Here is a 24,777-nt window from a genome sequence, read left to right as displayed (position 1 = left end):
AATAATACCTACTATTATAACACATCAGTCCAAATTTCGCTGGTTGGTTGGTATCGCATTCATATCTTTTGTCAGAATTCAGAATGCTTGTTATGATGAAACTATACAGGAGGGATGATAACTATGGGTACTTTTAAAGACGAAAAAGATGTGATCGTTGGCAAGGCTAAAGAAAAAATCGGTGAGTGGACCAATAATGAAGAACTTGCCCATTCTGGGAAAGAACAAGCACACGAAGGTCAGATCAAGAAAGAGCACGATCAAAAAAGAGTCAATGAATTAGAAGATCAAAATGACGAGCGCGATGCCCGCAATGATCGAAATACCCCAGAAAATGTCAGCAGTGAAGAATTGTTGCGAGCTGAAAATCCTGATGCCAATAAAATTTCTTCTGCCGATCGTCGAGATGCAGACCAGCTGAAGCATTATACTGGAATTGAAGATAAATTATAACTGAACACGGATGCCTTCGTCTTCTAGACGAGGCATTTTTTTGTTAACCAGAGTGGATGAAGAGTCAAGAGACTACTGCTCAGTTGACAATTGCTCAACATCTCATTATAATCCATTAAGATCGCATAGAGAGAAGCAAAGAAATTGGGAGGTGGTCATCAAATGCTTATTTATGCATTGTGTACGACTGTCAAGAAAGTAGAACAGCCGCAATAGGAAACGGAAAATTAGAAAGAAGGCTTTTTTATGATCGAACCTTACCAATTTCATTCAATTAAACATCAAGTATACCAATTAGTTCGAACCTATCAATCGGTAAATGATCCTCGAACGATCAAAACGGTTGAAACGATGACCAAAGACGCCATAGAACATTTTTTTCCTGAAGAAGAAACAGCACCACGTGAAATTTTAGCTGCTTTCTTTCAACAGGGGATGACGATCAGTCGCAGCAATGAGCTGTTAACAGAACTCAAAGAGTACGTCCGACCCTTTCAGGTGCCGACAACAAAACAAATTGAAAAAATGTTTCGGAAAGTAAAAAAACTGAAAATACCTGATTTTGCTTCCGTTGATTTAAAAGAGACCACTTATCTTGCTTGGGATGATATCGGTAGTCAAAGCAAGTTTATGATCATAGCCACTGAGCAGGGATTTACAGGACTTCACGGTCATGTGTCAACCGAGGTCAAAAAAGGGATCTGTCCCTTGTGCCAGCATGAAGGAAATGTGTCGATGTTTCTTTCTTTGACCAAGAGCAACGGCGATGGAACATATACGAAACGCGGGAATTATATTTGCCGTGATAGCCAAAGGTGCAATCAGCAGTTGGAACAGCCAGCAAATTTGCATGATTTTGTTTCTTTGCTGCAAATGAAAGATAAATAACGAAATGAAACGGCAGAAATCTTTCTGCCGTTTTTTCTCATTGAAAAAAACAACAGTTATAGCATTATTTAAATTTTGTATTAAATGAACAGAATAAACCACTTTGGCTATTGTACCAATGGATTTCATGTTATAATTAATCATAGAAACCGATGACTTTACGTGAAAACGTAAGCGCATAAGAGAGAAAATGAGGTGGAACTATGCAATGTCCAAAATGTCATCATAACAATTCGAGGGTAGTTGATAGTCGACAAGCCGATGATGGACGTGTGATTCGCCGTCGTCGTGAGTGCGAAAATTGCGGCTATCGCTTTACAACATTTGAACGTATTGAAGAGGCACCCTTGCTTGTGATCAAGAAAAATGGTGCCCGTGAAGAATTCAACCGAGAAAAAATTTTACGGGGCTTGATTCGTTCTGCTGAAAAACGACCAGTGACAATGGATCAGATGGAAACAATCGTCGATCATGTGGAAAGTCGTGTCCGTGCTCTTGGTGAAAATGAAATATCTACGACACAAATTGGTGAGTATGTGATGGAAGATCTAGTTGATTTAGACGAGATCGCTTATATCCGTTTTGCCAGTGTATACCGCCAGTTTAAAGACATGTCAGTTTTCTTAAAAGAACTACAAGACATCGTCGAAAAAGCGAAAGAACCACAAGAATAGAGGGGGACAACAAGTGGGCAATAGTTTACCGAATCAATCGTACAAAGTGTTCAAAAGCCGTCCACTTACAACGGAAGGGAAAGACGCCCTCATTTATTTGTATCAACCAATTATTGAAAGTGATGCTTTAGCGTTGTATTTGACACTAGCAAGCGATGTCCAAGCCCAAAGCATTTCTGGCGAGGAGTCGATGACGACCGTGCATCTAGATATCTTGAATGCCATGAATGTCGGAATGTCTCGCTTCATAAAAGCCAAGCAAAACCTAGAAGGTATCGGCTTGCTGAAATCATATGAAAAAGCAGATTTGCAAAACGGATCCTCCTATCTGTATTGGCTGCAAGAACCGGTTCATCCGGCAGCGTTTTTTCAAGATGAATTGTATACCTATCTTTTGTTGGAAAGAGTCGGGGAGCGTAAATTTAATCAGCTGGTCAAGCTGTATCAACCAAAGAAATGTTCTTTAACCGATTATCAGGAAGTGACCCAATCCTTCTCAGTTGCCTATGGGTTAAATACTGCTCGTTTCGCCTCTCATGAAGAAACGTTACAGGCAGTCAGTAATTCTTTTCAAGAATCCAATACAAACTTGGTGCTTGACGAAAAGCAATTGGATTGGGACTTTCTTTTATATGAAGCGCAACGTCGGTATATCCGTGCCGCTAATTTCACGCCGAGTTTTCGACAAAAGTTAGTTCTATATCATTCCTTATATGGCTATGATGTGTTGGAATTGTTGGATTTGATGGCGGACAATGTTTCTTTGACAACAGGAGAGGTCGATCAGAAGAAGCTGGAACAAGCGATCATGAAAAAATCGCGGCAGACCTTCACGAAAACATCGAAAAGAGAAGATCCTCAAGCAGAAAGCCAGTTGCGGCGCTTCAATACATTGAAGCAGAATGGTTTTTCAGAAAATGATGTATTATTGATTCAAGAAAGTGAAAATAATGCGCCGATCGCCTTTCTAAAAGCGATCAAAGCGGAGAAAAACAGTTTTATGACCGATTCAGAACAATGGTTGATCAAAAGCCTTGTCGAACGATCACCATTGCCGAATAGTGTGATCAATGTTCTGGTTCATTACGTTTTAGTAGTCCAAAACAATGCCGCTTTATCCGGAAATTATGTAAATAATATTGCCGCCCAGTGGTCAGAATTAAAAATCGGTACGGCAGAAGATGCGATCAAGCATGTTCGGAGCCTTGTTCGAAGTGCCAAGGAAAAACGCAGCCGACCACAAACAAGCGGCAAAAAAATCATTCGCGAAGAAAAGCTGCCTTCTTGGGCTGAAAAACCAGTGGAAGAGACAGCATTAACGCCAGAGCGACAAGCAGAATTAGATAAAAAACTGCAAAACTACTTGCATAAGAAAGCTGGTGACAAGTAATGGAAGATGTTGGAAAAAACTTAGGGAAATTATTGGATAAACGCAATTACCGTGATCAGTTTTCATCAATGATGGCAGAAGTTTTGCAAGATCCTGATGTCAAAGCGTTTATTGCCGAAAATGAAGAAGCATTGACCGAAGCGGATATTCAAAAAAGCTATGCGAAACTGTATGAGTTCGTTCAAGAAAAGCGGAAATTCCGCATCAATGATCCATCCATGATCGCACCGGGCTATGAACCACGCTTAGCGTTAAATTTTCATTTTATTGATGTCACCTATGTGCCAACCAAAGAGTTACTGGCTTACCAGAAACAAGAAGAGATCCGCAGTCGTATCAAAGCGATGGATATGCCTAAAGATATTCAAGAAGCGAGCTTTGCAGATTATCAGCAAACGCCTGGACGCATGGAGGCTATCGCAGCCGCCGTTGATTTTATTAGTGAGTTGACAGCGAATCCGCAAGAATTTCATAAAGGCCTTTACTTTGTAGGAAGTTTTGGGATTGGCAAGACTTACCTGCTTGGAGCAATCGCCAGAGATTTAGCAGAGGCGGGGTATACAACGACACTTGTCCACTTTCCAACATTTGCGGTAGAGATGAAACAAGCAATCGGCAAAGATCAAGTGGGGGACAAGCTGAATGCAGTGAAAAAAGCCCCAATTTTGATGATGGATGATATCGGTGCTGATGCGATGAGCAGCTGGATTCGCGACGAAGTCTTCGGTGTCATATTGCAATACCGCATGCAAGAACAACTGCCGACCTTCTTTACTTCGAATTTTACTATGCATGAGTTGGAACAGCATCTTTCGGTGACGCAACGAGGTGAATCCGAACCATTAAAAGCCAAGCGCATTATGGAACGTATCCGTTATTTGACACAAGAAATTCAAATGACTGGTAAAAACCGACGAAATGATGGCCAATAACTGACTATTACTGGAGGAAGAAGATGATGACAAAACAGGTAATAATAGGATTATCCTTTGCAGCAATGCTGCTTTTAACAGCTTGCGGCAATCAGGGAAACAGCGCTGCAAATGGGGAGACTGGAACTTCTGAAACCAGCGAGCAGACCAGTTCCGTATCAAATAGTGCATCAGAAACGGAAACAACCGCAATTTTTACTGGTGTTATCCAAGAAGATGCGATAGCAGGATCGGATGATACCTTTTCACTCTTTTTGAAAGAGGTGGCGGCAGTGGAAGATGACGATCAAGTCGTCCAAAGTTTTCAAAATGATGGGGTCATCCTACATGTCCCAGTCGAGGCTTATTCAGGAGATCTGGAGGAATTGACGGAAGGTGCTACCGTCCAGGTGACGTTGCAAGGCATACCGATCATGACGATGTCGATCCCGCCGCAAATTCCGGGCAACTCGATCCAAAAGGTTGAATTAGTAGAAGATTAATGCAATGTGCGCCTTGGCAATGGCACCACAGTCAAGACGCACATTTTTTTCTATTTTTGGAAAGCGTGATATACTACGAGAGAAGGAGTGACAATATGAACGAACATGCATTATCGAATCGTTTGGCTTGTGTGGGCGCACAAATTCCCGACCAAGCACGTTTCGCCGACATCGGTTCCGACCATGCTTACTTGCCTGTTGCATTGATGCTGCAGAACAAAATCTCTTATGCTGTAGCCGGAGAAGTTGTTCAAGGACCTTATGATTCTGCTAGCAAACAAGTGCGTAAGAACGGGTTAGCTGATAAAATCGTGGTTCGTTTGGCAGACGGACTGGACGCGATTCAACCTGAAGACAACATCGACACCGTTGTCATTGCTGGAATGGGTGGCACTCTGATACGTTCGATTTTAGAAGAAGGTAGCCGGAAAAATCGCTTAGCCGGAGTCAAACGCTTGGTTTTACAACCGAATGTTGGGGAACGGACTTTGCGAGAATGGCTCGTTAGCAACAACTTTATAATCATTCATGAAGTACTTTTAGAAGAAAACGACAAAAACTATGAAATTATCGTTGCCGAAACTGGAAAAACGACGTATACGTCCCAGCAATTATTTTTTGGTCCTTTTTTATTAAAAGAAAAAAATCCAGTTTTCCTTAAAAAATGGCAACATGAATTAAAGCAACGACAACGCGTCATCAAAGAGTTAGAGAAAGCCAAAGAACCACCTGCTGAAAAAATCAATGAATTAAAGGATCAGATCGAATGGATCAAGGAGGTGTTGGCATGATTTCTGGTCAAGAATTTATCAAACGCTTTGAAGCATACTGCCCTTTATGGTTGGCAGAAGAAGGCGATCCTGTTGGTCTACATGTTGGCACATTAAACAAACCGCTCGAGCGAGTCATGATGACTCTTGATGTACGTCCAGAAGTGGTTGCAGAAGCCATCGAGAAAAAGATCGACTTGATCATCGCCAAACACCCACCGATCTTTCGGCCTTTGAACCGCTTACTGACAGATGATCCACAACAAAAGATGCTAATGGATCTCGTCAAGCATGATATTGCCGTTTACGCCGCCCACACCAATATGGATATTATTGAAGATGGTTTGAACGATTGGTTTTGTGAACTATTAGAAGTTGAACCCGACACGTATTTGAAGCAAACCCATCAAGTAAAAATGAAGAAGCTAGCTGTTTTTACCCCTGTTGAATCGGCACCAGCGTTACGAAAGGCATTAGGTAAAGCAGGTGCTGGTCAGCAAGGTAATTACCAAAATACCAGCTATTCCTTGATTGGTACCGGTCGCTTTACGCCACAGCAAGCGGCACATCCTGCCATTGGTGAGATCGGAAAAGAAGAACAGGTGCAAGAAGCGAAGATCGAAGTCATTTTTCCAGAAACGATCGAGAATAAAGTGCTTTCGGCAATGATCGCTGCTCATCCTTACGAAGAGCCAGCTTATGATCTGTATGCCTTAGACAATTTGCCGAAAACCTATGGAATCGGACGGGTTGGCAACCTCGCTGAGCCTCTTTCCCTTGATCAGTTTGTCGAACGTGTCAAAGAGCGCTTTGGTTTGACTGCTTTACGCCTCGTCAGCTTTCCTGGTGCACCTGAAAAAATTCAGCGAATCGCCATTTGCGGCGGCAGTGGCCAATCGTTTTATTCGGATGCCTTACGCCATCAAGCGGATGTGTACATCACTGGCGATATCAGTTACCATTTCGCCCATGACATGCAAGCCAATGGGTTGATTGGGATCGATCCAGGGCACAACATCGAAAAGGAATGTATTCCTCGGTTTATTGAGAAATTCAACCAGTGGAAAGCAGAAGAGAACTGGGCTGTGACCTTTGTTCCTTCCACCACTTCAACAAATCCATTTGACTATAGATAGGAGAATCTTTTATGTACGAAAATTTATTGCCTCGCTTTTTGAATTATGTAAAAATAGAAACTCGCTCTGATGCGACAAGCACGACAACACCTTCTACCCAAACACAGGTCGCGTTTGCCAAAGAACTGCAAAAAGAACTTGAAGAATTAGGATTAAGCGATGTTCATTACAATGAATCAAATGGTTTTGTGATCGCAACATTACCAAGTAACGTGGATCATGACGTACGCTCCATCGGTTTTATCGCCCATATGGATACCGCCGATTTTAATGCAGAGAATGTTGATCCGCAGATCATCGAAAATTACGATGGCGAATCAACCATTAAATTAGATAAAGAAGGAAAATACACATTAAACACAAAAGATTTTCCGAATTTAAAAAATTATGCTGGGGAAACCTTGATCACTACTGATGGTACTACTTTATTAGGTTCTGATGATAAGTCAGGTATTGCAGAAATCATGACAGCCATGGAAATTTTACTTAAAAACCCAACGATCAAACATGGGGAAATCAAAGTCGCATTTGGCCCTGATGAAGAAATTGGGGTTGGTGCAGATAAATTCGATGTTGAAGATTTCAATGTTGATTTTGCGTATACAATGGATGGCGGTCCAGTAGGAGAATTGCAATACGAGACCTTTAATGCGGCGCAAGCTGAAATTACGATCCAAGGAAAAAATGTCCACCCAGGAACTGCTAAAGACACCATGATCAACGCTTTGCAACTAGCAGTCGATTTTCAAAATGCGCTACCGGCTGATGAAGTTCCTGAGAAAACCGAAGGGACAGAAGGATTCTTCCATTTGATGAGTCTCAGCGGCTCAGTAGAAGAAGCGAAAATGGCATACATTATTCGAGACCATGACCGGCCCCGTTTTGAAGAAAGAAAAGCACAATTACTAGCGGTTCAAGAAAGCTTGAATGCCCGCTTTGATGAACCGAGAGTACACGTTCATCTATATGATCAATACTACAACATGAAAGAAATCATCGAAAAAGATATGAGTATCATTGATCTAGCAAAAGATGCGATGGAAGCAGTGGGAATCACTCCGATCACAGAACCTGTTCGTGGTGGAACCGATGGCTCGAAAATCTCCTATTTAGGGATTCCAACACCGAATATCTTTGCTGGTGGAGAAAATATGCACGGACGTTATGAGTTCGTCTCACTACAATCAATGATGAAAGCGACCGATGTGATTGTGAAAATCGCCGAACTGAATGCTCAAGCATAAACGTTGATTTTTGATTTGTTGGAATAAATGAAAAACTCTTGGGCTGGGAACTCTTCACGCAGGTCTTGCGTAAGACCCGGCCTTTTTAGGATGTGAATAGGATGAAAATTCTCGTTTTATACAATGATACAGCGGGGAAAAGTGAAGCAAAAGAAACAGCAGAAAAATTCCAAGCCTATGTGAAAGAACAAGGCGAAGAGCATCAAGCGTTCTTGCAGGCCTCAAATCCAGACGTGGATCCCAAAGACGTTCGAGAGGCTGCCGAAAAACACGCAGTCGATACGATTGTGATCATTGGTGGAGATGGGACGATCCATCATGGATTGCAAACCTTTAAAGAAAAGTTAGATGAGTTGAAGGTCGGCATCATTCCTGGTGGAACCGTAAATAATTTTGCCAGAATGTTGGGGATACCGGTGAAGCCCGAAGAGGCCTTCGAGACGATCTTAACGGGGGTTGAGCGATCGATCGACTACGGGACGGTCAATGATCAAGTCATGATCTCGACCATGACCATTGGTCTTCTGGCAGATACCGCCGCAGCCACTTCCCAAGAAGAAAAACAGCAATATGGGCCGTTAGCGTTTATGAAACGGTTCATTCATCTGTTAATCAAAAAGAAACAATACAAATTAGAAGTCATTGCTGACGAACGGAAATGGCAGGGGAAAACTCAATTACTGACGATCGTCATGTCGAATTCAGCAGGTGGGTTTAAGAACTTCGATGAAGAAGCAAAGCCTGATGACGGATTGTTTCATATCATTCTTTTGCCAAAACTGAATATTTTACGATTTATTTTGTATTTACCAAGAATTATTCGTGGTAGAATTGCCAAAGTGCCAAGTGTTGAATATTTCACTGCCGCAAAGGTCTCAATAAAGGCCAAAGAAAAAACGGTTCATACTCGAACCGATGGCGACCCAACGGATGATCTACCGATTGAGATGAAAGTTATCAAACATGGTTTGACGATGCTGGTACCTGAAGAAGCACAAGAATCAAAATAATGATCCCTACGATCAATCATATGGAGGAAATGGATGAATGCACTGATTTACAATCCATTGTGGTTTTATTTAATTGCAGTCAATCTTTATCTTTTCTGTCTGATGGGGTATGATAAATATCAGGCAGTGAAACAAGGTTGGCGGGTTCCCGAAGCAAATCTCCTTTTTATGGGGGCGATTGGCGGAGGATTAGGCGGTTTAATTGCGCAACGCGTATTTCGCCACAAAACAAGAAAGAAGAAGTTTCACCTCTTTTTTGCTTTTGGCACCGTTTTTGCTATCCTGCTGATGGTCTTTTTTGCATAAATTCGGTATAACAAGCAAGGAGTTAATATGAAAATTAAAGTGAAGTTCGCCCTTAATTTACTTTTACTAGTAGGGATTCTGGGTGTGATGTATTTTTTTGTCCGTAACTCGATGATGGATATTTTGGCGGGGCTAAGAGAGACCAGCTTTCTCGTCGTCTTACTGGTTATGGGGCTTGGCACATTGTACCTAGTGATTGAAGGACGAACAGTCAAAGAGATTGCCGTGACTTTCCAACCGGAATTCACAACCAAGGCGGGGTTTCTGACCGTCTGTTACAGTGGTTTTTATCGGATTGTGACGTTTGGGGCAGGCACCTTAATCTCAGAGGTGAATTTTTACCGTAAAAATGGCTTGCAGTTGTCACAGGGCGTTGGGGTCACCACCTTACACATGGTGATGTATAAGTTCGCCATATTGACTTATGCAATCGCTGGGTTGATCATTCAATTTTCGCTATTCTATGACAATGCACCCAATATGATTTGGGTAATTTTAGCGGGGATCGTACTCGTTTTTTTGATCATTGCCGCTTTGTTAGCACTTTCGGTCAGCATCAACATCCAAGTCTTTTTCGTGATCGTCAGCAATAAGCTGTTCAAAAGTGCGACATTAAGAGGATTGGTTGACAAATGCAACACCCAAATTTATTCTTTACGAGAAACAGTCAATGCGATTATTACCGACCGCACCGCTTTCTTGCGCATCTATTTGTGGAATCTTTTGAAGATGCTGCCTTGGTATGTGATTCCTTATGTGATTCTTGTTGTGCAGCATCCAGAGATCGATTTCTTGTTGACGTTATCCTTCATCAGTTTTGCCGTCGTCTTGTCCGGGGTGATTCCAACACCGGCAGGGATCGGATCATTTGAATTTATTTATATGCTGCTTTTTGGTCCATTAGTTGGCACGGTCGATGCTGCGTCTTCCATGCTACTGTACCGTTTAGCAACATTCATTTGGCCCTTCATAATTGGTTTTGCTTATGTAATGAAAGAAAAACGCAAAGATATTAGCCAAGAGTTGACTGAATTAAGAAAAGAAAAAGTGGAAAGTTAAAAACACGCTTATCTTCGAATAGAGGATAAGCGTGTTTTTTTTAGTCTTTCAAATCAATGATTCGATCAACAAAGGATTCATAAAACTCGCCTTCATGGGAAACAATCAAAACTGTTCCAGGAAAGGCCGCCAGGGTTTCTTCCAAATTGTTTTTCGTATCTTGATCGATATGGTTGGTCGGTTCATCAAGAATCAAGAAGTTACTTTTGATCAACATCATTTCGGCTAGTTTGACTTTTGTCTGTTCACCACCACTTAATAGCTTCAATTCTTCCTGGGCTAATTGGCTAGGTAAACCTGCCCGAGAAAGTTGCCGTCGCAATTCTTTGTTGGTGGCCTTCGGAAAAAGATCCTCAAGGTATTGAAGAGGGGTCTGCAATGGATATTCCCAGTCAAGGTCTTGAGAAAAGTAATTGAATTTTGTATGCTGTGGGTAAGAAACGGCCCCTTCAATTGCTGGGATCACACCAAGAATCGTTTTGATCAATGTTGATTTACCGATCCCATTAAATCCCCGTATAGCAATTTTTTCGCCATAGCGGATCGTTAGGTTGATCGGGGAGAGTAAGGGCTTTTGGTCGTATCCAATGACTAGATTGGTGGTTTCCAAGGCCAAGGTGGTAACGATTGGTGCCAAATCAAATCCTAAATGGGGTTTAGGGACATCTTGCGGTGGGGTCAAACGATCAATTTTTGCCAACTGCTTTTCACGACTCTTTGCCATCGTTGAACGAGAACCAGCTTTGTATTTACGAATATAGCTTTCGGTTTTCTTGATATGCTCTTGTTGTGCTTCGTATTGCTTCATATAGCTTTCATTTTGCAGCGTTTTTAGTTTTAATGCTTTGTCTAAATTCCCCGTATACTTAGAAAGCTTGCCAAATTCGATATCAATGATATGGGTCGTGATTTCGTTAAGGAATTGACGATCATGAGAAACGACTAAATAGGTACCAGTAAAGTCCTGTAAAAACTCAACTAGCCATTTGATGTGCTCATCATCTAAGTGGTTGGTCGGTTCATCTAAAATCAGCATGTCGGGTTTTTCTAGCAGCATTTTTGCCAAGATCAGTTTTGAGCGTTGACCACCACTTAAAGAAGCGAGGGGGGTATCCATTCCGAGAACCGAAATACCTAACCCTTCTGCTAGATCATCGATCAATGTATCCATTTGGTAGAAATTTCCTTGATCCAATTGATTTTGCAATTCGCCCGCTTTTTCTAAAAGCTTATCGTCGAGGCTTTCGCCATAAGAAGTATAAAGATCGGCAATCTGTTGCTCTTTTTCGAAGTCTTCTGCAAAGGCAGAGCGCAAAAAATCACGGATCGATTGCGTTTCATCAACATTGACGTATTGATCCAAATAGCCCATTTTCAAATTTTTCGGAAATTGGACGAAGCCATCATCGGGGAGAATTTCTCCTGTAATGATTTTGATTAAAGTACTTTTGCCAGCGCCGTTCCGTCCAATCAAACCGACTTTTTCACCACGGTTGATTTGAACGGAAACGTCTTCGTAAAGCAATTTGTCGCCAAATTGTTGGCTAATATTCGTTAATGTTAACATCATTTCCTCCATATAAAAAAGCTGTAAACAGTAGACGTTACAGCTAAGTAGATAATCTTACTGAATAAAAATCGCCAAAAAGCGATCAAAACGATCAGGAAAATCGATTGTTCCTGACCAATCAGGACCTAGCATACCATTGCTGCTTCCCATCTGTCAATTTTCATGAAAGAATACTGAAAAAAATCTTGATGTTCGAGGGAAAACTTTTGACCATTACTGACCAACGTTGTATAATAGAAGAGTAGAAAAAAGGATACTGCTTGCAGCGTACTTTTTTCTGACTACCATTTTGGGAGGGAAAAGTATGAACCCAGAAAAAATGACGACTACATTACAAAGTGCTATCGCTGAAGCCCAGCAGATTGCCATGACCCGTCACCATCAAGAAATTGATATTCCGCATTTATGGAAGATTTTATTGCAAGCCAATCAATTCGGCCGCAATTTTTACACGGACACAGGTCTCGATGTCGATGCTTTTGAAAAGGAAGTCGACCGACTATTAGATGAACTGCCTTCGGTTGAAGGAGGAAATGTTCGTTATGGTCAATCCATGAGTCAAAATCTGTTTCATCTTTTGTCTGAGGCAGATCAATTAAAAAATGAATTTCAAGACGAGTATCTTTCCACAGAAATCGTCCTTTATGCGTTGATGAAATTGAAAAATCATCCATTGACGGTGTATTTAAAGAAACAAGGAATCAGCGCGAAAGAAATCAAGCAAACGATCGAAACATTAAGAGGAGGGGATCGTGTGACCTCACAAAATCAAGAAGAACAATACAAAGCTTTAGAAAAATACGGCGTTGACCTGGTGCAACAAGTCCGCAGCGGAAAAATGGACCCAATTATCGGACGAGACGAAGAAATTCGCGATGTGATTCGCATCCTTTCTCGGAAGACAAAAAACAATCCCGTTTTGATTGGTGAACCAGGAGTTGGTAAAACAGCCATCGTTGAAGGATTGGCACAAAGGATCGTGCGAAAAGACGTCCCAGAAAACCTAAAAGACAAAACGATCTTTTCTCTGGATATGGGTGCCTTGATCGCAGGTGCTAAATTCAGAGGTGAATTTGAAGAGCGTTTGAAAGCTGTCTTACAAGAAGTGAAAAAAGCCGATGGACGCATCATTCTCTTTATTGATGAGATCCACAATATTGTAGGTGCTGGTAAGACGGAAGGCAGCATGGATGCTGGAAACTTACTGAAACCAATGCTGGCACGGGGAGAATTGCATACGATTGGCGCAACCACCCTTGATGAATACCGTCAATACATGGAAAAGGATAAAGCTTTGGAACGTCGTTTCCAAAAAGTGCTGGTACAGGAACCAACCGTTCAAGATACGATCTCAATTTTACGTGGGCTGAAAGAACGGTTCGAGATCCATCATGGCGTCAACATCCATGACAACGCGCTTGTTGCAGCGGCTACCTTATCTGACCGTTATATCACGGACCGCTTTTTACCAGACAAAGCCATCGATTTGATCGATGAAGCAAGTGCCACGATTCGGGTGGAAATGAATTCGATGCCTACTGAGCTCGACCAAGTTACCCGTCGTTTGATGCAACTTGAGATCGAAGAAGCCGCATTGAAAAAGGAATCCGATGATGCATCGAAAAAACGCTTAGGCATTTTACAAGAAGAATTGGCGGAATTGCGTGAAGAAGTCAATACCATGAAAATGCAGTGGGAAACGGAAAAAGAAGAAGTCAATGCAGTTTCCAACAAACGGGCAGAGATCGATAAAGCCAAGCATGAGTTGGAAGATGCTGAAAATAACTATGATTTGGAACGGGCAGCTGTTCTTCGTCATGGGACGATTCCACAACTGGAAAAAGAACTAGCTGAACTGGAAGAAAAAAATCAAGATGAAGGCATTCGGATGGTCCAAGAATCAGTGACCGAAAATGAGATTGCCCTAGTCGTTGGACGTTTGACAGGGATTCCTGTTGCGAAATTAGTGGAAGGCGAACGGGAAAAACTGTTGAAATTAAATGAGACCTTGCATCAACGAGTGATCGGACAAGACGAAGCCGTCGATGCCGTCAGTGATGCCGTCATTCGTTCACGAGCTGGCCTGCAAGATCCAAATCGACCATTAGGTTCCTTCTTGTTCTTAGGTCCGACCGGCGTCGGTAAGACCGAATTAGCGAAAGCGTTGGCGGTCAATCTCTTTGATTCAGAAGAGCATATGGTTCGGATCGATATGAGCGAATACATGGAAAAACATTCGGTGTCTCGCTTAGTCGGTGCCCCTCCAGGCTATGTAGGGTTTGAAGAAGGTGGCCAATTGACTGAAGCTGTTCGACGCAATCCATACACGATCGTCTTATTGGATGAGATCGAAAAAGCCCATCCTGATGTTTTCAATATCTTATTACAAGTGCTTGATGATGGCCGTTTGACAGATTCAAAAGGGCGAGTCGTTGATTTCAAAAATACAGTCTTGATCATGACTAGCAATATCGGCTCTCAAGTCTTGCTAGATGGCGTGACCGCAGAAGGGACGATCCCAGAAAACGTTGCTGAAAATGTCCGTAATCTCTTGAGAGGGCATTTTAAACCAGAATTCTTAAATCGGATCGACGACACGATTTTGTTCACACCGCTTAGTCTAAACGATGTGACAGGCATCGTCGACAAGATCATCGCACAGCTGTCACAACGACTGGAAGTCCAAGATATACTGTTGACGATCACTGAAGAAGCCAAACGCTGGATCGCTGAAAATGCTTATGAGCCAGCATATGGTGCGCGACCTCTCCGTCGGTTTATCACGAGAGAAGTCGAAACCCCATTGGCAAAAGAAATCGTTGCTGGCAGAGTCTTACCAAAGACCCAAGTCACGATTGAATTATTGAACGAACAGCTGGTTTTTGAAAATACGCCAATTACCGAGTAATAAAAAGATAAAAAATGGATAAATGCAAAACGATGGTTGCCGTTTCATTGGCAGCCGTCGTTTTTTTGCCGCTCAACATAAGACAAAAAAGTTCCCCTTGCTTGTTGTTTGGAGGAAATTCGCACTTCGATTATACTGTTCTTATGGAGTAGGAGAGGAATGAAAAGATGAATACTTTTTTTGAAACGTTGAATGAGCGAAAAGGGGAATTGCTGACAGCTGTCTTTGAGCATTTGTCATTGTCGATCATTGCGCTGCTGGTGGCGATCGTTATTGCTGTCCCGTTAGCCATTTGGCTGGTTAATCATAAACGGGCAGCGGAAGTCGGCCTACAAATAACGAGTGTGCTACAAACGATTCCATCACTGGCACTGTTAGGTTTATTGATTCCATTTGTGGGGATCGGAACGCCGCCTGCGTTGATCGCACTAGTTATTTATGCGTTATTGCCGATCTTTCAAAATACCTATATTGGCCTTTCGGAGATCGATCCATCAATCGAAGAAGCTGCGGCGGCATTTGGTATGTCTCGGATGCGCCGATTGATCAAAGTCGAATTGCCGATTGCCTTGCCTGTCATTATTTCGGGGATTCGCACGGCGTTGGTCTTGATCATCGGAACAGCGACTTTAGCCGCTCTGATTGGCGCTGGTGGGCTAGGTTCCTTTATTTTGTTGGGGATCGATCGGAATGCCCCTGAATTAACGTTGATCGGCGCGATCGGGTCTGCTTTACTGGCTATTATTTTCAGTACGTTGATCCGTTATCTACAACACCTGAAACCGCGCTATACCTTGATTACGCTGGCAGCGATCATCTTGCTGATTGGCGGCGTTTCTTTTTCACAGAGCGGATTTTTCGCGCCGAAAACCATTACCATAGCTGGGAAGTTAGGGTCTGAACCTGATATCTTGATCAACATGTACAAAGAATTGATTGAGCAAGAAGATCCTGATGCACAGGTTGAATTGGAACCTAACTTTGGGAAAACTTCTTTCTTATTCAGTGCTTTAGACAATGACCAAGTCGACATTTATCCAGAATTTACTGGAACTGTGTTGGAGAGTTTAGTGGATGTACCGGAAAAAACCGCTAGTCAAAAACTTGACTCTGACGAAACCTATACCGAAGCAGTCAATCTGTTAAAGGATCAGTTTGAGATGACCTTGCTTCAGCCGATGGCGTATCAAAATACCTATGCGTTGGCTGTGAAAAAAGAATTTGCTGAGGAAAATGGACTAACCACGATCTCTGATTTGAAGAAAATCGAAAATCAAATCAAAGCCGGCTTTACCCTCGAATTCATTGATCGGACGGACGGTTATGCGGGCATCCAAGAACTCTATGGGCTAGATTTTCCAAGTGTCCAAAGTATGGAACCAGCATTGCGTTATCAAGCCATCAATAATGGCGACATCAATCTACTGGATGCCTATTCCACGGACAGTGAATTGCGTCAATATGGCTTAGTTATTCTAGAAGACGATCAAGAACTATTTCCACCTTATCAAGGAGCGCCTTTGATGAAAGAAGCCTTTGCCAAGGAACATCCAGAAGTCGTCCGTGCATTGGAAAAGCTGGCAGGTAAAATCACCGAAGAACAAATGAGTGAAATGAATTATCAGGTCAATGTCGAAGGAAAAAATCCAGCAGAAGTCGCGCGTACCTTCCTGATAGATGAAGGATTAATTAAGGAGGGACAAGAATGACACCAATTATTGAATTTAAAAACGTCAGTAAAAAGTTTGATCAAAAAATAGTGATCGATCAATTAGATCTGAGCATCAATAAAGGGGAAATCTTTGTTTTGGTCGGTCCTTCTGGGAGTGGGAAAACGACGACTTTGAAGATGATCAACGCGTTGTCAGAACCAACGGATGGCGATATTTACTTCAAAGAAAAACGAATCAAAGAATACAATATCCAAAAAATGCGTTGGCAAATGGGGTATGTTCTCCAACAAATCGCCCTGTTTCCGACAATGGATGTGAAGCAAAATATTGAAGTAATCCCAGAGATGTTAGGGTGGTCGAAAAAAGATCGCTCAGAAGCCGTGGATCGTTTGCTGACACAGGTCAAACTTGACCCAGAGCAATACCGCCATCGAATGCCTAAAGAGTTGTCAGGAGGAGAACAGCAGCGGATCGGGATTTTAAGAGCGTTAGCTGCTAACCCAGAAATTATTCTGATGGACGAGCCCTTTAGTGCTCTTGATCCAATTTCTCGAAATTCCTTACAGGAGTTAGTCCTCGATTTGCACCAAGAGCTTGGGACGACGATTATTTTTGTCACGCATAACATGAAAGAAGCGGTAAAACTAGGTACGCGCATTGCTGTCATGAATCAAGGGAAGATCGTCCAATGTGATACACCGGAAGTGATTGTCTCGCAACCAAAAACTGCTTTTGTGAAAAGTTTTTTTGAAGAGACCGGTGAAGACGAAGCAAAACTGGTCACTGCAGGGGATTTGATGCGGATGAACTTTTTCAGCGATGAAGTCAACCCAGTGGCTCCTCAAATCGCTGCATCTACTACTTTAAATGAGTTGTATACCTTATTTGCAACTCATGACACGGTAGTGATTGAAGAAGAGCAGAAACTCGTAGGGAGTCTAAGTCGAAAAGATGTGTTTGCTTTCTTGAGTCGTGATCGAACGTAAAAGGTTCTTTATGGCCACTAGAAATGTCATATTTTTTTAAAAATCGATGATTTCTCTTGCTCAATGTAAAAATTCCACGTAAGATTGAGGAAGATATCTTTTGTCAGAATGCCAGAAACGAGCTTTGATAATGACAAAAGATGCAGTAAAGGAGCGAAAGAGCAGCTATGGTAAAAATCCTAAAAGAGAATTGGTTACTGCTTTTCTTTATCGTCGCCGTGGTTCTCATCCGTTTGTTTGTCCTGACGCCAGTTCAAGTCAGTGGCCATTCTATGGATCCAACTTTGGCCGATAAGCAGCGTTTGATTGCATCAAAAATTTCTTCATATGACCGCCAAGACATCGTGATATGTGTTGAACCAGATGATTCAAGCAAAATTGCTGTCAAGCGGCTGATTGGTTTACCCGGTGATACGATTGAGATGAAAGATGATGTCCTAACAATCAATGGAGAAGTATACGAAGAACCCTATTTAGATGAGTTTAAAGAGAAATTTGCGGACGATCAATTACAAGACGAATATTCTTATCGCGAAATGTTTCAGCAGATCGCCGCTGGTGCAGAACACTTTACCGACGATTTTACGGTAACTGTTCCTGAAGGCAGCTATTTTGTGATGGGAGACAATCGTTTGATCTCTCGGGACAGTCGTAGTTTCGGGGTCGTAACAGAAGATCAAATGGAGGGGAAAGTGCTGCTGCGTTTTTGGCCTTTGAATCAAATCAAACTTTTCTAACCACAAAAAAACATTCTTGCCAATGCAGCGAAAACGCCGCAACTGGCAAGAATGTTTTTTTAGATGACCCAAGCGACAAATGCAACCATTGAAAAGAACATTGTCCAAACCGCAATAATAGCTGATGCGATAAAAATAATTTTGATTGATAAAGGTTGGACAAATTTTCGGGCATCTTTAGAGAACGCATAGGTGATCGATGAAAAAATCAAGCAGCATAAAATAAAAAACACTGTTAGAACCATAAGCCTCTCCTTTACTGACGCAATGTCAAATGAATAATGTAATTATAACAGACCATGGTTTTTTGGGGAAATAAAAATGATTAAACGAGGGAATTTTCTTGTAGTTGTAACCGTTTTACAGGGAAGTGTAAGGAAGGTCGAACCTTGTTAGACAGCGAATCCATAAAAATAAGATGTGTTATTTAAGTATTTTTATAAATTTTTCTTTATCAATAAAAGAACAAAAGAAAAAAGCTTGTTGAAAAACGATGGTTTCAACAAGCTTTTAAAGGTTGGTTATGATAATTTTTTAATCCGATAACTTTCAAAGTAATCAGGTTTGCCTCGTCCTTGAACATACGCGATCACGCCCATCAAAGCAGCGCCAATCGTGTTGGTTAGTAAATCGCCCATCGTATCCATCAATGCTTCACGACCAATAAACGGGGTGCCATCTAAGGTTGCATAACGTTGGAGATTCATTCCACCAACAGAGTCGCAGATGAATTCCCAAAACTCCCAGAAAACACCACACAAGCCAGCAAAAGCAAAGCCCATCAGTAAAAATAACCAAGGCGAAACTTTTGAAACGGGCACTTCTTTTAGTAAGAGACAGATCAATCCATAGCCTACAGCCGTCAAGACCATTGGGCTTACCGCATGCAGAATTTTATCCCAGAAAGCAATGGTTTCGATCAAATGTAAGATCGTCCCCATGAATACGGAGATCAGCAAGAAAAACCAATAAAAGTAGACGGTGGCATTTGGTAGCTGGATTTTTAAGAACTTTTTACTCATTTCTGGGACAAAGATCAATAAAATCCCAAGTAAGGCTTGACCCAAGAAAATCAGTCCTTGTGTTTGCGGATAGACGCCACGGAAAAATTCCCACAAAGAAAAACAAAACACGAGAATACCGAAAATAGTGAATACCTTTTGCAGTCGCTGATAATTTTGCCCCATTTAGTTGTCCTCCGAAAGATAGTCTGCTAAGCCAGCTACAAGTGCTGCTTCAGAGGAATAAATCTCACCGTTTAGCTTGATCAAACCCACCGTATAAAGATTGACATAGTGGAACTGATTTTCCGCAACGGTTTGTAATGCTGCCAGCTTTTGCTGATTATCGGCACCTTGTTGGCGACTATCCGTATAAAGCCCTAAAACAGGAATGCCTTTTGCATAGGCGACGCCAATCTCAGAGGCAACCCCAGCATCGATGGTCAAACCATCCAGCAAAGCGATCATCAAATCGCTTTCCAGTACTTTTTCGGTATCTGCCAACGCAATCATTTTGCTATCCGCGTAGGCGGACTTATCATTGATCGCGGCATTTTCTTGAGGTAAATAAATCTCCAGCTGCGGATACTGCTGACGAATCGACGCAACAAGTTCGGCGTTGTAGCGAAGGTCACTAGCAGCAAACAGGGGAGCAGCAAAATATAGTTTCATTCAAAAACACTCCTTAATCATTCATAGTTGTACGTTTTGTTGATTCGTTGTTTAGAAATAATCACTGAAATAGGCTTCCATATCAGGGATGATCGATTCTAGTAATGCCAGTGTTTCTGAATCGGTATTTAGCCGTTCCACACGCTCTAAGTAAGCTGGACGGCGGTAATTCATCAACAGACACGACAATGTCTGAATATCCAATTGGACAGCTTTTCCGATGGCTTCTCTTGAAACCACGATCTCCCCGTGATTGTATTGGACACCGAAGATTCCGTTGTTCCAATCGGCAACTGGGTCAGAAACAACAAAGTGAAAGGGTGTTTGAAAGGCTTCAAATGGGAAGTTTTTCAAAAACTGTTCAACATCGACGATCCGCGCCATGTAATAAGGCTCAATGGTTTCTTTGATTTGGCTATCATCCAGGTAGAAGGACAGGGGTTCATTTGAATAAATGTCTCCTTTGACCCAATAGACCATTGAGAAATGAGCAGAGATAAAATTCCAAAGACCATTGCGGGCTTCTTGATTTAAGTAGAACATTTCCTTTACATGGAAGACTTCTTCGGCTACCCAATAAAAAAGTACACCAGTCGGATGACCACTGGCATTGTAATAGACAGCCGCGGTGCGCTCTTCTTCATTTTCATAGCGCCAATACTCTTCCCAGTGAAAAGAGGTCCGCTGCAAGGCGCCATGGTTTTCCCGGGAGAATTGGTTATAGACAGTAAAGACATCAGGGTCATCCACTTCTTTGCGCTCTACGATCCCAGGGACTTCTTTGGTTTTCGGAAGCTGGGTATCACGAATTTTGAAGGTCAGCTTGTCGGACATAATCTCCCAGCCTTTGCGACGATAGTAGGGCACATTGTATGGATAAAGGTAGGAGATCCATTGCTGATCTTCCCGCATAGTTTCTAAGGCAAGCTTGATCAAGTCTTTCATCAGGCCATGTCCGGCATATTCAGGGTAGGTCCCAACACCGGTCACTCCGCCCATTTTGATCAATTTGCCGTGTATATTGACTTCACAAGGATAAACGGCGATTTGCGAGATCAACTTGTCTTCATTGAACCAGCCAAAGACCTTGGAAAGCTCTAAGATCGGGCGCTTAGATTTAATCATTTCCCGTTTGCTCTCATAGCCGCTTTCTTCAATATCCGATTCAGTGATCTGAAAAACGTAGCTTAACAGTTCATTGAACTGATCAACGTCTTTTTCATCCACCGCTCGAATATGTAGATTTTGATGAAAATTATTGTCCATTCTTTCAACTCCAATTTATTTGCTAGCTCTAGTATAGCAAAACCTGAATGAATATGTCTAAATAACGGTTAAGAAAAATACTTTAACTATTGGCGTTTCGTTGGTATAATAGAAAAGCTGACTAAAAGAAATGAGGAACGTATCCATGAACATAGAAGAAATGAAAAAACGACAGGAGAAGATTCGTAATTTCTCCATTATCGCCCATATCGACCATGGGAAATCAACACTGGCGGACCGTATTTTGGAACAAACCCATACGGTGACGTCTCGGGAAATGCAAAACCAATTATTGGACTCCATGGATCTTGAACGTGAACGAGGAATCACGATCAAATTAAATGCTGTGGAACTTAACTATACCGCCAAAGATGGAGAAACCTACATCTTCCATTTGATCGACACCCCAGGGCACGTCGATTTCACCTATGAAGTTTCCCGCAGTTTGGCCGCTTGTGAAGGCGCCGTACTCGTCGTTGATGCGGCTCAAGGGATCGAAGCACAGACATTGGCAAACGTCTACTTGGCGTTAGACAATGATTTAGAGATCCTACCAGTCATTAATAAAATAGACTTGCCAGCTGCCGATCCTGAGCGGGTACGAACAGAGATCGAAGATGTTATCGGAATCGATGCCAGTGAAGCTGTTTTAGCGAGTGCCAAAGCAGGTATTGGGATCGAAGACATTTTGGAACAAATCGTTGAGTATGTCCCAGCTCCAGCAGGTGATATTGAAGCACCGTTAAAAGCGTTGATCTTTGACTCCGTGTACGATTCCTATCGTGGGGTGGTCTTAAACGTCCGCATTATGGACGGGATGGTCAAACCTGGAGATAAAATCAAAATGATGAGCAATGGCAAGACCTTTGATGTCACGGAAGTCGGCGTCTTTTCACCCAAAGCCATTCAACGAGATGCGTTGATGGTGGGTGATGTTGGTTATATCACTGCTGCCATCAAGACTGTTAAAGATACGCAAGTCGGAGATACGGTGACTTTAGCCAACAATCCAGCAGCCGAAGCATTGGAAGGCTACCGCCAAATGAATCCAATGGTTTATTGCGGATTGTACCCAATCGATACCTCACGCTACAACGACCTTCGAGAAGCATTGGAAAAATTACAACTGAATGATGCAGCATTGCAATTTGAGCCAGAAACCTCTCAAGCGTTAGGATTTGGGTTCCGATGCGGCTTCTTAGGCCTATTACACATGGATGTCGTGCAAGAACGGCTAGAACGTGAATTTAACCTTGAGCTGATTACGACTGCACCATCCGTAATCTATCATGTCAACAAGACAGATGGCTCAATGGTCGTCGTTGATAACCCAGCAGAATTTCCTGAACCAGTCACGATCGACAACGTGCAAGAACCTTACGTCAAAGCACAAATCATGGTCCCTAATGATTACGTCGGTGCTGTAATGGAATTGTCCCAACGCAAACGGGGAGACTTTGTCACGATGGATTACTTGGATGATTATCGAGTAAACGTCGTTTATGAGATCCCATTATCGGAAATCGTCTTTGATTTCTTTGATAAATTGAAATCCAGCACGAAAGGGTATGCATCACTCGATTACGAAATGTCTGGTTACCGCACTAGCAAGCTAGTGAAGATGGACATCTTGCTGAATACTGAAAAAGTCGATGCGTTAAGCTTTATCGTTCACCGTGACTTTGCTTATGAACGCGGCAAAGCCATCGTTGAAAAACTGAAGAAACTGATCCCACGACAACAATTTGAAGTACCGATCCAAGCAGCCATCGGACAAAAAATCGTTGCCCGTTCAGACATTAAAGCCTTGCGTAAAAACGTATTGGCGAAATGTTATGGCGGTGACGTTTCTCGAAAACGCAAACTCCTAGAGAAACAAAAAGAAGGGAAGAAGCGGATGAAACAAATCGGCTCTGTCGAAGTACCGCAAGAAGCCTTCATGGCAGTTCTTAAGATGGATGAGGATGAACCGAAGAAGTAACTCGTTTCAATTTGAAAAGTCTAATAAAGCAATCTTTTCTTGTGTTAGAAAAAAGTGATTTAACCGTTTATAAAATTTAAACAGTTATACGGATTGTCACTGTTGAATAAAAGGACAAGAAAAAAATCTCTTGCTTGAGAATTTTTAGTTGTCAGCGTATGAAAGAGCATCTCATAAGGAGGTGCTTTTTTCATACCATTACATAAAAATGAATGAATCCATAGAGGAAAGCATTTAAAGAAAAGCAGATTATCCAATCGTTCAACTCTGGAATATTTAGCGATGAAGAAAATTCTTTTCAAGCTGCTATTGAAAAAAGAAAATGGGTTGAGTGACCTATCTTAGCAGTGTGATAAAGTTTTGAGTATGATACAAATGTATAAGAGAAGTAGCTCAAAAAAAAGTCTCGGCTATTAACAGAGATAAAGAAATAGCAGCGTATTAATTACTTCTCTCCTGAAACACTATCAAAAAACTAAATTGAGATGCCACTTTTAAATGATCATCAAGAAAGCACGCTAGAAAAAGAGAAGAAGCTTTATTTCTTGACGGCGATCACCAAACCGTTCTACTATCAAATTGATAGCCCTCCGTATGATTCGATAATTAAATGAAGGGTGAGCAATCGACGCCAGCTCACTCAAATATCGTCAATGGAAAATTCAGAGAGTAACTAAATTTTTGGATGCAAAATCCGTATTGAAATGACATCGATCATCAGAGGGAAACAAACATGTTTTACGCGTATTTGAACTTTAAGAATGAAATGTTTCTGTAGTTGATCTAAGTAGCAGGCCGATAGATCAAGCTGTTTTACATCCACGAGTAAAAGAAAAGAGGAACGGAAATGAAGTAGGCAGTTACTGGTGCCACAGTGAATTTAGGCAGTCGAGTAGTGAAAGAATTTAGTCGTTTGGTCGATAAGAAAGAAATATTTGCTCTTGTGCATACACTGTCTCTATGAGCAATAGTCAGAGCTGCAGAAAAAGCAAGTGAATGACAACGCTATTTCTTATGAGTGGTGTCGAAAGATGTGAAGACGTAAATCAATTTCATTTGTAACGAAAAAGCCCACTGAGATGTCAGTATCTCAATGGGTTTTTTGGTTTTATAAAAATGGCTCAAGAAAAGATTTGTTTTCAGGTCGTTTGCTTTCCTCTAAACTTGCAATACTTGTTAATAGAGAGAACAGATTGATTTTCGCCATTTTTTCTTCGACAGTTACTTGCAATTCATTATACGCACCATCCAGTACTTCTTGTATATTTGCACCAACAATGCAGTCTGGATTCGTTTTAGGATCGACTTGAATGAGATTTGTGTTTCCATGAATACTTTTATATATATCAAGTAGACTAATATCTTTGGGGTCCTTTGCTAAATAGGGCTTTGGTTTCCCAGTAGTTGTTCGAATCAGTCCAGATTTTTTTAAGTTTGCCATTATTTTTCTGACATTTGCAGCATTAGTTTCTACACTTTGAGCAATCATCTCACTTGAGAGCATATTAGTATCTTTATAGATGACGATATAACACATAATATGAATTGCATCACTGAGTTGAATAGAATATTTCAAGTGAATTCAGTCCTTTTTAGATTTTCTTCTTGACTTATCTTAACATACTATTTATTATATAGG

At 41.7% G+C, this 24,777-nt stretch carries 23 protein-coding genes; 17 read left to right on the top strand and 6 right to left on the bottom strand.

What is annotated here, in order from left to right; all coding sequences use genetic code 11:
- Positions 1-123: 123 nt before the first annotated feature.
- From A5877_RS00800 to A5877_RS00745, 12 genes are all read left to right on the top strand, one after another.
- Positions 124-453 (top strand): CsbD family protein, encoded by a 330-nt coding sequence (locus A5877_RS00800; RefSeq protein WP_086316161.1) that lies wholly within the window; start codon positions 124-126, stop codon positions 451-453.
- Positions 454-699: 246 nt separating this feature from the next.
- The gene (locus A5877_RS00795) at positions 700-1,341 is read left to right on the top strand and encodes a FusB/FusC family EF-G-binding protein (RefSeq protein WP_086316160.1); all 642 of its coding nucleotides are present in this window, start codon (positions 700-702) and stop codon (positions 1,339-1,341) included.
- A gap of 203 nt (positions 1,342-1,544) precedes the next feature.
- Positions 1,545-2,015 carry a transcriptional regulator NrdR gene (gene nrdR, locus A5877_RS00790; protein WP_005226004.1) on the top strand — a complete coding sequence of 157 codons (471 nt, stop codon included), beginning with the start codon at positions 1,545-1,547 and terminating at the stop codon, positions 2,013-2,015.
- A gap of 13 nt (positions 2,016-2,028) precedes the next feature.
- Complete coding sequence (locus A5877_RS00785) at positions 2,029-3,405, top strand: replication initiation and membrane attachment family protein (RefSeq protein WP_086316159.1); 1,377 nt, start codon at positions 2,029-2,031, stop codon at positions 3,403-3,405.
- Positions 3,405-4,337, top strand: coding sequence for a primosomal protein DnaI (gene dnaI / locus A5877_RS00780; RefSeq protein ID WP_016611842.1), 933 nt, complete (start codon positions 3,405-3,407; stop codon positions 4,335-4,337). Before A5877_RS00785 ends, dnaI begins: the two co-directional genes overlap by 1 nt.
- Positions 4,338-4,360: 23 nt before the next feature.
- Entirely contained in the window at positions 4,361-4,819 is a 459-nt protein-coding gene (locus A5877_RS00775; RefSeq protein ID WP_016611841.1) for a hypothetical protein, read from the top strand.
- A 95-nt stretch (positions 4,820-4,914) separates the two neighbouring features.
- Positions 4,915-5,610 carry a tRNA (adenine(22)-N(1))-methyltransferase TrmK gene (locus A5877_RS00770; RefSeq protein ID WP_086316158.1) on the top strand — a complete coding sequence of 232 codons (696 nt, stop codon included), beginning with the start codon at positions 4,915-4,917 and terminating at the stop codon, positions 5,608-5,610.
- The gene (locus tag A5877_RS00765; RefSeq protein WP_301280254.1) at positions 5,607-6,725 is read left to right on the top strand and encodes a Nif3-like dinuclear metal center hexameric protein; all 1,119 of its coding nucleotides are present in this window, start codon (positions 5,607-5,609) and stop codon (positions 6,723-6,725) included. The genes A5877_RS00770 and A5877_RS00765 overlap by 4 nt, the downstream gene beginning before the upstream one ends.
- An 11-nt stretch (positions 6,726-6,736) precedes the next feature.
- The gene (gene pepT / locus A5877_RS00760) at positions 6,737-7,969 is read left to right on the top strand and encodes a peptidase T (RefSeq protein ID WP_086316157.1); all 1,233 of its coding nucleotides are present in this window, start codon (positions 6,737-6,739) and stop codon (positions 7,967-7,969) included.
- A gap of 101 nt (positions 7,970-8,070) precedes the next feature.
- Positions 8,071-8,979 carry a diacylglycerol kinase family protein gene (locus A5877_RS00755; RefSeq protein WP_008380060.1) on the top strand — a complete coding sequence of 303 codons (909 nt, stop codon included), beginning with the start codon at positions 8,071-8,073 and terminating at the stop codon, positions 8,977-8,979.
- A gap of 33 nt (positions 8,980-9,012) precedes the next feature.
- Positions 9,013-9,285 carry a DUF1294 domain-containing protein gene (locus A5877_RS00750; protein WP_005235800.1) on the top strand — a complete coding sequence of 91 codons (273 nt, stop codon included), beginning with the start codon at positions 9,013-9,015 and terminating at the stop codon, positions 9,283-9,285.
- A 27-nt stretch (positions 9,286-9,312) separates the two neighbouring features.
- The gene (locus A5877_RS00745; RefSeq protein ID WP_061054207.1) at positions 9,313-10,344 is read left to right on the top strand and encodes a lysylphosphatidylglycerol synthase transmembrane domain-containing protein; all 1,032 of its coding nucleotides are present in this window, start codon (positions 9,313-9,315) and stop codon (positions 10,342-10,344) included.
- 40 nt (positions 10,345-10,384) lie between these two features.
- Here the strand turns inward: A5877_RS00745 and A5877_RS00740 are convergent, their stop codons facing one another.
- On the bottom strand, positions 10,385-11,911 hold the full coding sequence (locus A5877_RS00740; protein WP_061054206.1) for an ABC-F family ATP-binding cassette domain-containing protein: 1,527 nt from the start codon (positions 11,909-11,911) through the stop codon (positions 10,385-10,387).
- Positions 11,912-12,218: 307 nt separating this feature from the next.
- Here A5877_RS00740 and clpB point away from each other — a divergent pair, with 307 nt between their 5' ends.
- From clpB to lepB, 4 genes are all read left to right on the top strand, one after another.
- The gene (gene clpB / locus A5877_RS00735; protein WP_042890726.1) at positions 12,219-14,822 is read left to right on the top strand and encodes an ATP-dependent chaperone ClpB; all 2,604 of its coding nucleotides are present in this window, start codon (positions 12,219-12,221) and stop codon (positions 14,820-14,822) included.
- 167 nt (positions 14,823-14,989) lie between these two features.
- A complete protein-coding gene (locus A5877_RS00730; protein ID WP_061054205.1) occupies positions 14,990-16,531 on the top strand; it encodes an ABC transporter permease/substrate-binding protein in 1,542 nt (513 codons plus the stop codon).
- Positions 16,528-17,481 carry an ABC transporter ATP-binding protein gene (locus tag A5877_RS00725; protein ID WP_005235811.1) on the top strand — a complete coding sequence of 318 codons (954 nt, stop codon included), beginning with the start codon at positions 16,528-16,530 and terminating at the stop codon, positions 17,479-17,481. Before A5877_RS00730 ends, A5877_RS00725 begins: the two co-directional genes overlap by 4 nt.
- Positions 17,482-17,648: 167 nt before the next feature.
- The gene (gene lepB / locus A5877_RS00720; RefSeq protein ID WP_086316156.1) at positions 17,649-18,218 is read left to right on the top strand and encodes a signal peptidase I; all 570 of its coding nucleotides are present in this window, start codon (positions 17,649-17,651) and stop codon (positions 18,216-18,218) included.
- Positions 18,219-18,277: 59 nt separating this feature from the next.
- On the opposite strand, the gene A5877_RS00715 is transcribed toward lepB, so the two are convergent.
- The 4 genes from A5877_RS00715 to eis form a co-directional block, all read right to left on the bottom strand.
- Complete coding sequence (locus A5877_RS00715; RefSeq protein WP_005226019.1) at positions 18,278-18,463, bottom strand: hypothetical protein; 186 nt, start codon at positions 18,461-18,463, stop codon at positions 18,278-18,280.
- Between the two features lie 276 nt (positions 18,464-18,739).
- On the bottom strand, positions 18,740-19,405 hold the full coding sequence (locus tag A5877_RS00710; protein ID WP_008380055.1) for a hypothetical protein: 666 nt from the start codon (positions 19,403-19,405) through the stop codon (positions 18,740-18,742).
- Positions 19,406-19,891, bottom strand: a complete 486-nt coding sequence (locus tag A5877_RS00705; RefSeq protein ID WP_005235819.1) for a nucleoside 2-deoxyribosyltransferase — start codon at positions 19,889-19,891, stop codon at positions 19,406-19,408. It abuts the gene before it with no gap.
- 51 nt (positions 19,892-19,942) lie between these two features.
- Positions 19,943-21,157: an enhanced intracellular survival protein Eis gene (gene eis / locus A5877_RS00700; protein WP_005235821.1), complete on the bottom strand. Its 1,215-nt coding sequence runs from the start codon at positions 21,155-21,157 to the stop codon at positions 19,943-19,945.
- 145 nt (positions 21,158-21,302) lie between these two features.
- On the opposite strand from eis, the gene lepA reads away from it, so the two are divergent.
- Entirely contained in the window at positions 21,303-23,138 is a 1,836-nt protein-coding gene (gene lepA / locus A5877_RS00695) for a translation elongation factor 4 (protein WP_005235823.1), read from the top strand.
- 1,108 nt (positions 23,139-24,246) lie between these two features.
- Here the strand turns inward: lepA and A5877_RS00690 are convergent.
- Positions 24,247-24,714 carry an Rrf2 family transcriptional regulator gene (locus A5877_RS00690; RefSeq protein WP_008380035.1) on the bottom strand — a complete coding sequence of 156 codons (468 nt, stop codon included), beginning with the start codon at positions 24,712-24,714 and terminating at the stop codon, positions 24,247-24,249.
- Positions 24,715-24,777: the final 63 nt, after the last annotated feature.

The organism is Enterococcus sp. 3C7_DIV0644 (assembly GCF_002141235.1).
GTDB classification, from domain to species: domain Bacteria; phylum Bacillota; class Bacilli; order Lactobacillales; family Enterococcaceae; genus Enterococcus_D; species Enterococcus_D entomosocium.
This window is presented reverse-complemented; position numbering and strand designations above follow the sequence as displayed.